Origin of the sequence: Cognataquiflexum rubidum, assembly GCF_022538115.1 — a bacterium.
Lineage (GTDB): Bacteria > Bacteroidota > Bacteroidia > Cytophagales > Cyclobacteriaceae > Cognataquiflexum > Cognataquiflexum rubidum.
Map to the genome: position 1 here is coordinate 219,040 of NZ_JAKZAL010000008.1, position 12,535 is coordinate 231,574.

General features: G+C 38.1%; 8 protein-coding genes. 3 read left to right on the forward strand and 5 right to left on the reverse strand.

The genetic code is table 11. The features are described 5' to 3' along the window. Positions 1 to 110: 110 nt before the first annotated feature. From MMU05_RS11050 to MMU05_RS11065, 4 genes are all read right to left on the reverse strand, one after another. Entirely contained in the window at positions 111 to 1,856 is a 1,746-nt protein-coding gene (locus MMU05_RS11050; RefSeq protein WP_241141741.1) for a RagB/SusD family nutrient uptake outer membrane protein, read from the reverse strand. A gap of 64 nt (positions 1,857 to 1,920) precedes the next feature. After that, positions 1,921 to 4,980 (reverse strand): SusC/RagA family TonB-linked outer membrane protein, encoded by a 3,060-nt coding sequence (locus tag MMU05_RS11055; protein ID WP_241141742.1) that lies wholly within the window; start codon positions 4,978 to 4,980, stop codon positions 1,921 to 1,923. A gap of 199 nt (positions 4,981 to 5,179) precedes the next feature. Continuing rightward, the gene (locus tag MMU05_RS11060; protein ID WP_241141743.1) at positions 5,180 to 5,530 is read right to left on the reverse strand and encodes a hypothetical protein; all 351 of its coding nucleotides are present in this window, start codon (positions 5,528 to 5,530) and stop codon (positions 5,180 to 5,182) included. A gap of 379 nt (positions 5,531 to 5,909) precedes the next feature. After that, positions 5,910 to 6,149, reverse strand: a complete 240-nt coding sequence (locus MMU05_RS11065) for a hypothetical protein (RefSeq protein ID WP_241141744.1) — start codon at positions 6,147 to 6,149, stop codon at positions 5,910 to 5,912. Between the two features lie 227 nt (positions 6,150 to 6,376). Between MMU05_RS11065 and MMU05_RS11070 the strand changes: the two genes are divergently transcribed. The 3 genes from MMU05_RS11070 to MMU05_RS11080 are packed head-to-tail and all read left to right on the forward strand — an operon-like array spanning position 6,377 to position 11,884. Continuing rightward, on the forward strand, positions 6,377 to 8,359 hold the full coding sequence (locus tag MMU05_RS11070; protein ID WP_241141745.1) for a tetratricopeptide repeat protein: 1,983 nt from the start codon (positions 6,377 to 6,379) through the stop codon (positions 8,357 to 8,359). A gap of 4 nt (positions 8,360 to 8,363) precedes the next feature. Further along, complete coding sequence (locus tag MMU05_RS11075; RefSeq protein ID WP_241141746.1) at positions 8,364 to 8,990, forward strand: MazG-like family protein; 627 nt, start codon at positions 8,364 to 8,366, stop codon at positions 8,988 to 8,990. A 44-nt stretch (positions 8,991 to 9,034) separates the two neighbouring features. Next, complete coding sequence (locus MMU05_RS11080) at positions 9,035 to 11,884, forward strand: GIY-YIG nuclease family protein (RefSeq protein ID WP_241141747.1); 2,850 nt, start codon at positions 9,035 to 9,037, stop codon at positions 11,882 to 11,884. 52 nt (positions 11,885 to 11,936) lie between these two features. On the opposite strand, the gene MMU05_RS11085 is transcribed toward MMU05_RS11080, so the two are convergent. Continuing rightward, positions 11,937 to 12,308, reverse strand: a complete 372-nt coding sequence (locus MMU05_RS11085) for a S16 family serine protease (RefSeq protein WP_241141748.1) — start codon at positions 12,306 to 12,308, stop codon at positions 11,937 to 11,939. Positions 12,309 to 12,535: the final 227 nt, after the last annotated feature.

A 12,535-nucleotide genomic window follows, 5' to 3' on the forward strand; every position in this document is an offset into this window, starting at 1 on the left:
AATTTAACTTACAATCCGTCGGTAACTGTTTAGAGATTGGTAATTAAAGAATGAAAAAAGCCGAACGAATCCGTTCGGCTTTTTGGTCATATAATACCACTTGAGAATTTTTAGTATCCGGGATTTTGTTCAAGGAATCCGGGAATGTTGGAAGCTCCGTCTATCGCTCGCTGAGGAATCGGGAACAATCTTTTGTTGACATCACTGTCAGTCTTTTCGGTCCAGCTATCCTCATATTTTCCAAATCTGATTTGGTAAATTCTTCTCAGACCTTCCCAGTATAGTTCAAATCCAGATTCACGGAAAAGAATATCCAAATCAATAGAATTCAGTGGAGCTGGAGTTTGGGCAGGACGTGCATTTCTAGAAGTTCTCAGCGTGTTGATATCGGCAAGAGCTCCAGGATTATCGCCTTTTCTCAATTTGGCTTCAGCACGCATCAGATATACTTCGCCTAATCTGAGCAGAACGATATCCACACTACTGTTGCTGCAGCAGTTTGGAGCAGTTCTGCTAAATTGATATTTAGAAAATCGGTGACCTGTATTGTGAAGACTTCCTTGATTGGTGAAATCTACCTGGAAGGTGTGATCCACATAGCGAATGTTTGAACCGCTGCTTCTTCTGTTGATCACCGGGTAGATTCTCACCTTACCATCCGGACACTTCAATATGTTCCCACTCGCATCTTTTCTTGGTCCCCAGATGACATTTCGAAGGATTCCTCTATCCATTTCAAATAGTAATGGATCTACGCAATAATAATGATCTGCGTCATTGGTGGGGTTTATGCCAGTAAGGTCTCTGAGGTTTTCAGGAACGATCGTTTTCTCCTGAAAAAAACGGGCATCAGCGTCGGCTGGATCCACATCTCCATAGGCGTCGTACCAAGTCTGAACGAAGTCCGGAGTGGCCGCAACTGCATCTGTACCTCTCGTATTGGGAAATTCCGGTCTTGGGACTTGATCCCCGGAAATAGACCAATATTGCCATCTGCTGTGTTCGGTCTGAAGTACCCCTCTCTGATCAAGTGAAAATATAATTTCCTTATTTGTAACATTATTATCATTGAACAAGTCAAAGTATTCCGGTGACAGAGAATAGCCTCCGTTGATGACATTGTCAGTATATCGAATCACTTTGTCCATGTCTTCCACTCTGAAATTGGGCGTTCCATATGGATCTCGATATACAGCAGCATTCAAATAAAGACGGGCCAACAATGCCTCAACTGCATGCTTGTTCATTCTACCGGGAACACTGTTACTGCTGATCACATCAACTACTGAAAGGAGCTCCGACTCGAGATAATCAATAGCTTCTTGTCTTCTAAGGATCTCTGATTGCTGGTTAGACCGTTCCTTTCTGAAAACAAGTCCCCAGTTGTCCAGAGCCATCATGTTTAGGTATGCCTTAATCGCAATCATTTCGTAAAGTGGATTTTGGGCGCTCGGATTTCCATTTTGCACTTCCAATCCCAATTGCTCTTCCGCTGCTACTGCTCTGGACAAGGTCAGGGTAACAAAAGTCCAAGTATCCCCCACCAAGCTATTTCCAGGGGTCATCAGATGCTGGTGTACGGCAATAAATTTACCTCCGTCAAACCAGTCCGTACCACCTCGATAGGGAAGGATTCCTTCATCAGATGCGACTTCCTGAAGCCCAAAATTGGTCGTGTGAAGCCATACTTGACGCATCATGCCATATACCGGAGCTATGGACCCACTCACAATTTCCGCTTGACCCGTTCCTGTCAGTGACTCATCGAGGATTTCTTCCTCCAATGTTGTGCAGCTTAGAAAAGCGAGAAAAAAAGCGACTGTTGTTATTATTTTGCTAAAACTTATAGTTTTCATATGATTATATTTTTATTGGAGGCCACAAGGAATCTCACATGGGAAATGATTATCTACAGGTTCTTTAAAAGGTTAAATTCAGGTTGACCATGTAGGTCCTAGCCATAGGGTAAGTGAATCGATCGATACCAAAGGTTTGAATTCCTGCAGAAGTTGCTCCCGTATTCACTTCCGGGTCAAATCCAGAATAGTTTGTAATCACAAACAAGTTTTGACCGGTAAGAGCAATCCTGATATTTTGAAAGGCATTTCCCATTCCTAGCCTATCTGGGCTTATATTATATGCCATCGTGGCATTGTTCAATCTCAAGTAGGATCCACTCTCCAGGAATCGGGTAGAGACCGTATTGGCATTGTTAAAGGATTCGTTGGGGAATTGGACTGCAAAATCCGTGGTGTTGTTGGATCTGGAAAGTTGAGACTTAGTGAAGAGAGACATAGTCGTATGATTGTAGATCTCATTTCCTGCGCCTCCGTTGAAATTCATTCCAAAGTCAAAATTCTTGTACCTTAGGTTAGTGCTGAAACCATAAATCACCTTGGGGATCGCACTACCTACTACGCTCCGGTCATTGTCCAAGATTGCACCGTCACCGTTGATATCCACAAATCTGTTTAGTCCATCTTCTCCGATTCCATCAAACTGAAGCATGTAAAATGCGCCGATCGGCTGATTGTTGATGTAACCGTTGATGGTTGCTCCAGTTTGACCGGCACCTTGAGCCTGACCTGTTGTTAATACCGCAAAAGGGGAATCTCTTACTTCGTTTTGTATCAAAGTGATATTACCACTTATTACATAAGAAAAGGCTTGCTGCGGCTTGCTGTTGTAATTCAAGGCCAATTCGATTCCACTGTTGTGAATCTCCATACTCTCGATGTTATCCCAGAAAGTAGAGGTAGGCTGAATCGGATCGGCTGGAACTACTTCTAAAAGGATGTTAGAGGATACTTTGTTGAAATAATCCATAGTACCGGTCAATCGATAATTTAAAATAGCAAAGTCGATTCCCGCATTAAATTGGGTAGATACTTCCCATTGTAAGTCAGGGTTTGCCAATCGGGTAAAAACAATCCCATACGGGTAGTCGTCCAAAGTCCTTCCCTGGGTATCGATAGGGTAAGTATTGAGACTGCCAGCTCCGGTGGCTAATCGATCCTCTGAGAAACTTGCTTGGGTAATCTTGGATGGAATTTCCTGATTTCCGGTTTGTCCCCAGCTGGTACGAACTTTCAGGTTGTCAAAAAACGAGTTGGCCATAAAGTCTTCTTTCGTCACATTCCAGCCCAAAGCAAAAGAAGGAAAGTAGCCATATTTGTTATTGTCTCCGAACTTGGAAGAACCATCTGCACGGATTGTAGCCGTAAACAAATACTTCTCATCATAGACATAATTTAATCGGCCAAAGAAGGATTGTAATTCATTCCGAACCCCTGAAGCGCTTATCGTGGTCGGAAATTCACTGGTGCTGTTTTGATCCTGAAATCTAGGTTCGATATTGTTAGCTGCAAATCCTCTGGCGGAAGTACCTCTGAATTCGTCCAAAAATGTCTGGTAAGAATGACCTGCCAGTGCAGTGAAATTGTGCTTGGCTTTACCCCAATTATAGGTTAGGGTATTTTCTACCAGACTATTGGTATTGGCAGAAATCAATTGATCCAAACTACCATTTGCCACATTGGACTCATTTACAACTTCGGTGAACGGCTTATACTGTACATATCTATTGGTAGTGGAATAATCCACCCCAAGATTTAACTTATAAGTAAGGCCTTCTATGATTTCGAAAGAGGGAGATATGGTACCCAAGATCCGGTTGTTTGCGGCATTATCGCTGTAGAGCTGATTTCGCTTGATCGGATTCAAGGCATTGGTATTGAGCAAGGTAGGTTCACCATCCGTTAAGGCAGGAATCGTGGGATTCAAGTTAAGCATATCACTGATGGTAGATTCGATGCTTGGCCGGAGATTTTCAGTATAGGAGGCTGTCAGATTGTAGTCTATGATTAACCTTCCCTCAAAAGCTTTCTGATTCATGTTCAGTTTACCGGAATAGCGCTTTAAATTGCTATTCTTCAAAATGCCTTCCTTGTCTAGATAGCCAAGGGAAGCGAAATAGGAAAATTTCTCGCTGTTTGCTCCGCTCATGGATAAACTGTAATCCTGAGAGAACCCTGTTTGGGTCAATTCATCTTGCCAACGGGTATTTCCGTCGAAATCCTCCAAATTGCCACCTACTGCCACTACTTGGCGTCGAAACTCATCTGCCTCGAAAACGTCAATTTGATTGGCCATCGAAGACCATGCAGTAGATGCTGACAAGTTTACCTGAGAAGTTCCGGCTTTACCTTTCTTTGTAGTAATTACAATGACCCCATTGGATGCTCTGGAGCCATAAAGGGCCGTGGCACTAGCATCCTTTAACACATCGATACTTTCGATATCATTAGGATTTAAGAAGTTGAGCGGATTGGAAGCGATTCCTGTGTCGGAATTATCCAACAAAAAGCCATCAAGAACATAAAGTGGCTGTGTTCCTGAGCGCAAACTTCCGATTCCCCGGATGATTACATTCTGATTTGCCCCGGGTTCCCCACTGACTGAGGTAACATTCACTCCGGCAACTTTCCCCTGCAAAAGATCTACAGGATTGGCAATTATTCCCCGGTTGAAATCTTCATTTTTTAAAGAACCAATGGAGCCAGTCACATCTGATCTTTTTTGTGTACCATATCCTACCACAACAAACTCATTAAGCTGAGAATCGTCGAGTTGCATTTGGATCGATAGTACTGATTGTCCTTTGATGGGAACTTCCATAGTAGTATATCCCAAATAAGAAACCACAAGGATTGCATCATTGGGCACATCGATTGAAAATTTCCCATCTAGATCTGAAATGGTTCCGGTAGTCGTTCCTTTGACAAGAAGTGCTGCACCTGGCAACGGCGCTCCTGTCTCATCTTTAACAGTTCCTGTGACTACTGCAAAGTCTTTTATGTCTGAAGATGCAGGTAAGGCTTTAGCCTGAATTCCTGACAATCCTCCCGAAAAAAAGATCACACTGCAGATTACGCACATTCGAAGCGTTGCTTGTGTTTGTTTGGAAGTAAAATTTCCCATAATCAATAGGTTTAAATTGGTTTAAGTACTTTCCAAAATTACCATGTGAGGGACGGTCGGAGGTCTAGTTTCTTTTTATATCCTTGTTATGTTTTAATAACCAAAAAATAATCCTGAAGGCCTTTTGTTAAGGACATGTTACATATGGTTGATAAAAAGCAGTGAATTCAAATCCAAGTTATTTAATGGTTAATTCTTCCTAAAAAGGCAAAGGGCTTCCTTCCCAAAAAATAGCTCCAAGTATAATTCCTTCCTCTACTGAGTAGGGAGGAACCATCTGCCGGATAACCCAATTTAAAGCTATGATTTTTTTGAATACCGTTATTTTTGGAATCATTTCGAACCTAAAAATTGATTCTTCACTCAGATTGAGTATTAAGGAGGAGTCTTTCTCTACCGAAAAAGATCCTAAATCCGAAATCAAATTACCTTTTATTTCTGAGGGATTTCTGTCGGATTTTGTTTTGTAAAAAAAGACTTTCAACAACCCCAACACACGAAAACCATTACACCTGTCCGCCGTGGCGGAAGATTTTATATCTGCGTTCATCCATTTTATCTGTGGTTAAAAAATAACCTTCCCTGTTTTGGCGGAAAGCAACTTCCCAATCACCCTTCAAATTAGCCAAAACCAAACCCAACGCATTTCACATTTTTTCTATAAATATGTCACCCCTTCGGGGTTTTCTACCAACTTGACAACCTGACAACGCGAACCAGACAACAAAAAAGACACAAGATGCAAGACAAAAGATCAAAGACTTGATTCAGCGACAATAATTAAAACCACTATAACAATTACAACAATTACACCTGTCCGCCGTGGCGGAACTTTTTCAACCCGACAACGAGAAGCAGACAGCCTGACAACCCTTGCTCATTTCCATTATTTGAAAGTACTTAAAACTCCATTTTGATCCCGTGGTTAATCACCCTCCCTTCAACACCAGCCCCTCCAGTTCCAAATCCCTCAGTTTCATTCCTGCAAGTAAAAGGTTATCTGACTCAATGTGTTTTTGGCATTCATGAATCATAGCAATTAGCTTTTTGGCTTTATTTATCCTATCAAAAGGAAAAGGGTCAATATTGGACGCAATAATCTTATTGAGTTTTTGGTTGATCTGTTCTTCCTTTTGTTTCAGCTCGGATTTTACTTTTACCACTTCCATATTTGTTAATTATTTAAACATATTAAAGTCAATAATATAAACAATTGTCACACATATCCACGCACTTTCAATTTGATGATCTAATAAAAATTTATAGACCTTTTTTAACTCTCTGCGGTTTAAACGAATAACGTTTTGTACTATGCTTGATTTTAATTCTCCTTTGCCCATCCCGTCTCCAAAGACTATATTTACCTCAAAGAGCCTTTTGTGAATTTCTCTACCCTATGCAAGTAATTTATCAACGTTCAGAATTCCTGAAAAAACTGTTTCCTGCCATAGACATCCATGACAATGATCAATTGATCCGGGTGTTGAAGGAGTTTTACAGCGTTGGACAGCTTTCGGCTGATGTGAAGATTTCAGAGGACACCATAGAGATCAATGTCCCTGATGCTCCTCTAGGCGGAGATCCGGCAGCATTTCAGAAAGCGAACAAACTATGTGAACACGGAAGGTTTTCAGAAGCGCGTCCAATCTTGGAAGAACTAATCAGCAAATATCCACCTGTAAGTGAATACCACAGGACTCTTGCCCAATCTTATGAGGAAGAAGGAAACCATGAAAAAGCCATTGATATTTTGATCGATGCCTTAAAATGGGATCCCAAAAATCATTGGGCATTGATTCTGATGGGAAACATCTATTTCAGGTATTATAACGATTTGAATGTTGCAATGACTTATTTCGACCAAGTGGTTGAATCTGACCCCAAAAATTATATCGCACTCAATAATATCGGGGGCACATTTTTACAAGCCGGAAAGCTTACACTTGCCGAAAGATACTTGGGGAAGGCGTATAAAGCGAATCCAAAATTCCCCAATATCACTTTAGGGATGGGCTTACTTAATTTTCAAAAAGGTGATTTCAGAAGTGCTTTTGATTTTTCCATTCAGGCTTTAAGATTTGAACAAAAATTGGAAAGCCAAGTCTATAAGACTGCCCTTAAATTGGCTTTGGATTCTTCAGATACACTTATTGAAAAACAGACAGGAAAAGAATCATTGATTGATTTTATTCAAGAAATTGAGAAACTGACAGGTAAAGAGGTTGTAATTGAACAGGATTCAACCATCTCCACAGCCGCCAAGGTAGAGTTTGCAGAAAATCACCACAGAGACTTTCATAAAATTCTTCATAACCCAAAATACCCACAGACAGATCATTTGATCGCGCATGAATTGGTTCATTTAAAACTTGCCGAAGAAGCGAGGAAGAAAAAATGTAACAAGTTATTTATAGGCAAGGACTCTAAAATTGAAACTTTCAGGAAAGGAATCCAGAGCACCCTAAAGAAACTTGAAAAGAGAGGGGTTTCTCCTGAAAATATTGATAAGTATGCAAAAAGCCTTTTTGATGGAATACTCAGTCAAGTTTACAACACAGCCATTGATCTCTTTATTGAGGATTTCTTATACAATCAGTACCCTGAGTTGAGGTATATTCAATTCAGATCATTATACCAGATGAATCAGGAAGGCCATAAGGCGGTCAATGACCCCAAAATCATTGAACTTTCTCCTCCGGATATATTGACCAAAAGCAGAATATTCAATGTCGTTTCAGCAAGACATTTTGAGGACCTGTTTGGTGTTAAAATGGAAAAGCAATATGCCCTCCGTCCATTTGAAAAAGACCAAGCAGACCTTTTTTGGGATGAATTCAAAGAGTATAGAAGCGATAGAAAGGAAGGGGAGGAATATGAGCTCGTGCAGCATTGGGGGGAGGATTTGGAATTGGGATCCTTTTTTGAACTTGTAGATGAAATAGAATACAGGTCTCAGAACCAACCATCCTCAAAATCTCCGGAAGATGTTCTGACACAGATCGAGCAAGATCCCATGCAATTAAATTCCTTTGACCTTGAGGAAGAAGAGAGTCTGAAGAAATTCCAAGAAGAGCATGCAGGAAAAGACATCAATATGGCGGTGGCCATGTATATGGTAGGGGCCTTGGAACATTTTAGAGGAATGTCAAATGACAAAGTCAAGGAAATTGCCTATGAAATTGCAATGCTTGGTCAAACAGGAATTTCCCCAGAGAAAAAGGGATACAAGCTGAATAAAATCCCCAATACTACTTTTACCGGATATAAGTTACTTGCCTATTATTATGTCAGTTGGGCCATTGCCATACCCGAAATGCTGAGGGAGCTTCAGATGCCATTTGATAAGGAATATCAACTGGCTTTAACACTTTCCAAATAATTTTATGGAAAAACTTAAAGATGTCATTAGGAATCATGATTTTAACCCAGAGGACTATGATGGTTTTATGTGCAGTGAGTTTCAGTTTATGCGATTTTTCTTTTTGGAAAACAGAGATCTTTTAACATGTTTTGATGAAGTAAATAGTTTTTTGGCGGCAAACGGATTTCTCCAACTTAATTTTACGGATTTTAGAGAAGAATTGTCAATAAGCGCGGATGGAGTGGGCCTTTATGCCGATCCTTATGTCAATGAAACGAACAGGAAATTGATTTTAACAATTGACAAATATGATCCTTGGAATAATTCTATTGACCTGATGATTGTTGAATTGATAAGGTTACGAAAAGAGAAAGATTGGGCTAAATTTCAAAACCCTAAAAATTTAGCTGTGGCCTTGAGTATTGAAGCATCAAAATTATTGGAGCAATTTCTAGGAGAAAATCCTACGGAAGTCAATACGCAAAAAATCAAGGAAAAATTAGCTACTGTTTTTTCTTATAGTTTGCTTTTGGCTGAAAACTACGGATTGGACATAAAAGAGATTGTCTTGGAAAAGATCCAAAACCACAATGAAGAATACCCTATTGAGAATGGAAAAGGTTTTCACGAAAAAGCAGATAAAAAATAAATGCTTTAATTTTCAAGAGAACAAAATTAATTAAACACCCATACATGATTTCACCCAATTCTAGCTCAAAAGGCTATGTGTATATTTTGATCAACATTTCTATGCCAGGGTTAGTAAAAGTGGGCAAATCCACTAGAAGCCCTGAGATCCGCGCGGCAGAATTATCCCAAGCATCTGGGGTTCCCCATAGTTTTCAGATTGTTTATCAGACATTAGTTGATAATTGTGATTTGGCGGAGAAAGAGGTCCATAAGTTTCTAAACCCTTATAGAGAGAACAATAACAGGGAATTCTTTAGAATACCAGTAAACAGGGCTATTGATGTTTTACGAAAGGTGATTGTTGAAAATAACTTGAAAGAGTCTGACTTCGATATAGATCCTTACAGATTTTCCTATGAAGAGTTCCATTCAGCTGAAGCCTTATTCGAGAAAGTAATATCAAATGAAAATTATTGGGAACAAGCAAAGCTTCATTTGAAAGGAGGTCATCTTCTCAATTGGCTGAAAAAAAAATCAGAGTTTGATGCTTTGGTTAATGCTGATCATTTTAAAGATAAAAGTGATGATTTAGATTTTTATTTTTCCCTGATTGTATTTTCTGTTTTGCCAGGTAAGTTTAGGATTTTCGGATATGAATTAGGCTATTTATTAGACATTCATAACTTTTATGAACGAGAATTTAACGATGAAGAAAAATTTCCAAAATTATTATTATCAGGTAAACTATTTAAAGTTTATCAAGGGTATTTAAATGCAAAAAAATTAGAAGATGATAGCATTGTTACATGGCTAAAATTTACAAATTGGTCATTGGGAAAACCATATCAGGATAGAAAAGTAAGAGTAAAGGCGATGTTAAAATGGAAAGTTAAGTCAAGTAACTTTTTATTTTTCAATTCAATGAGTTATGAAAAATCCGAATATTTAATTGATAAAACTTCATGGACATTAATGTCAGAAGTTTTGGGTATTCCATCTGATATTAAGGAAAAGGCACTTTCACAAAATGAAGATGATGTAATTGAAAGTGTAAAGTATCTTAAAGTTGTAGAAAAAATATTAACCGGAGAAGAGTCAAGTTCATCATTTAGTAAGTTTGGCAAAAAAGACCTTATTGTTCTATTGCCAAAAGAAGAATATTTAAATGAACTTAAAAGGCTCAACGGTAAAGAGTACTTATCTTTTTTAGAATGCGCGATTACAATTGAAGAATTTAAAAAAATGGATGAGGAATATTTACTTCCAGAAAACCTTGTTTCGACACTGTTTAATCCATTGACCTTTTATGAATTTTTGATCGTAAGAGAAATGTTAAGATATTTTTTAGGGAATTGTAAAAATAATTTTGTAGGTGCTACGGTATTTAAAAGGGAGCTTATGATGCAGTTTGAACCTTATTTAAAGATTCTAGCAAAGGAATATTCATATATTGAAGCTGATTCAACAAACAAAATCGCAATTCGAAACAAAATTTTTAACCCGAAAAACTTTCAATTATTCGAAAATCAAATTGGGGTAATTGTAAAACTTAAAAGCCATTTTTCTTACCGAAGAGGATTTGTTTTCACTAAAACTGAGATCAAAGAAAAAGTTAAAAAAATTACTGAGGAGTATATTATACCTCATGATATTAAAAATAAACTTTTAGAATTGGACTTAAGCACACTGGAAGAATTTTTAAGCGAGTTTTCTCCAAAAATAAAGTCTGTAGACTTGGACGATAGGGTTATACACCAAACCCTTCTTTTCAGTATCAAGAACGGTCTAAAGAGAAATTATCAAGAGGCATTTTTTCTTTTGAGCAAAACTTTTCCATCAGTAGATAATTCTCAAAAGGTTGGAAATAAAATATTTGAAAAAACCCCAATAACACAAATACCAATGGGTTTGCACTACAGTATGGTTTCAACTTTTTCACTAGAATTTATTCCCACTAACATATTTTTAAGCAATTTGGTATTACCTTCTGAACTTACTCAGCAACTTAGATCCAATGATCTAGAAAGTTACATAAAAGGTTTAACTACTTTTTTTAAACAAGCCAATAATTGGATACCTAAGAAAACGCTAAAAGCTATAGAAGAGATTTTTATCATACCTCATCATATTCAAATGGGTATTATTGGGTATGGTGTTAATGAATATATACAATCTATAAATTTTCTCAAAGATCTTGGTTTGGAAATTGTTAATGGGCTAGAAAAGGATAATATCATATTTAGGACAAAAGGATTTTTAAGAACCTCCGAGGGATCAAATAAAAGGTTATTGAGAAGAAGTCTTCGAAACTCTTTTCCAGAAAGGGGAAATTACAATTCTAAACCCTTCTCTTTTTTTGAAAAAGGAAGATTATCATATAGGACCGAATTAAATGAATCAATATCAAAGGTGAATAAGTTATTAGCGGATTCAAATGTTGATAAAACTTTTCTTGTGTGGTACGAGAACGATTTAATTCAAAAGAAGGAACTTTTGGAATATCAGGAATCAGTTGGACAAGGTGGTTTTTCGCATTTTAATTTGATTTATGATCTGAATTCATGTAATCATACAGAGGCAAAAAAAATAATTATTGCCAAATACGATAAGAGACTGGACAAAACACTTAATGATTTGAAAAAAGAAATTAGAGTTAAATTTCAATTTTTGCCGAATGGTCTTATTGAATTACTAACAACATATTTAGATTGTATTAAAATCGGCGAAATAGGCTTTTCCGAAAGTGATAAAGAATTTATCAGGGGATTAAAAAAATATGCAGAGTTAAATTCCTTTTCATTGATGCTTAAGAAAAAATCCTTCCATCAGTTTCTAAAAGAACATAATTATCAGTATAGGGAAAAAGGTCCTTTTGGAGAATCTTTTTTGAACTATATAAGTGAAAACTGCTAAGAGACCCAAATTTATTTTTGTCCTTAAAAATTGATTTGAGGGAGGAAAAAATCTAATACCCCTCCATCAATGTCTTTACCAAGCAATCTCTCAGGTCTGTGTAATACTGAATATTGATCTTGGTGATCATATCGTCGGATAGGTCGTTAGGTTGTTTGCGGGCATTGAGCGGGATCAGTAGGGTAGAGGCTCCTTTTTCTACAGCCAGCTCAGCAATGTTCACAGCATTGTAGATCATGTCCAATGAACCTCCCAAGTTCAGAGAACCGACGACAACCAATCCGCCTTTGGTATTCTTTTCTAACATAGCACTGCACAGGGCCATCAAGACGGCCATGCCCATTCCATTGCCACTTTTGGATGAATCAAATGCCCTTAACTGAACCGAGAAGTCATGTGATCTAGGATCTCTGTCTCCTACCATCAATCTACTTTTGCTGTATAGGTTTTGCTCAGCATAGCACACGCTTTCCTGAAAAGCAGAAGGGACAGGCCGTTGTGGAAATTCAGAAATTATAGTAGAGGGGTATTGTAGGGGAATAGGATTTGATCTTCTAGCAATTGAATTATCTGACTATTCGGTATTTTGCACGTAAGGATAAATTGAAGCAATAATCAATCTGTCGAATAGCTTTTCTCCGAAATATCTTC